Source organism: Psychrobacter sp. CAL346-MNA-CIBAN-0220, from assembly GCF_040309805.1.
Taxonomy (GTDB): domain Bacteria; phylum Pseudomonadota; class Gammaproteobacteria; order Pseudomonadales; family Moraxellaceae; genus Psychrobacter.
In genome coordinates this window covers 1-243 of record NZ_JBEOPF010000647.1, presented here as the reverse complement: position 1 = coordinate 243, position 243 = coordinate 1, and the positions used below count along the sequence as shown (strand labels likewise).

The following is a 243-nucleotide window of genomic DNA, read 5'->3' as shown; positions in this document are numbered from 1 at the left end:
CTTTTTTACCGTTAGGTTTTATAGAAGGCGCGCGAGGCGCTATTTTTGCGCAAATTCCGGTGGTGGTTATTCCGGTATTATTGTTTTCATTGATTGAATCTAAATTTGTGCTGCCAGCGCATTTAAAATATATCAAACTGCGCCAGCAAAAAGGCAAAGGTTCTAAATTAGAGCAACTCCAACAACGTTTTGCAGATGGTTTTGAGCATGCCATTTTAAAATATTACCAACCCGTATTAGGGC

Annotated in this window: 1 protein-coding gene; it reads left to right on the top strand. The window is 39.5% G+C overall.

Annotated features, from left to right (window positions below; all coding sequences use genetic code 11):
• Positions 1–243, top strand: a 243-nt coding sequence (locus tag AAEY88_RS15170; RefSeq protein ID WP_350563723.1) for a hypothetical protein, incomplete at both ends; no start/stop codon positions are given.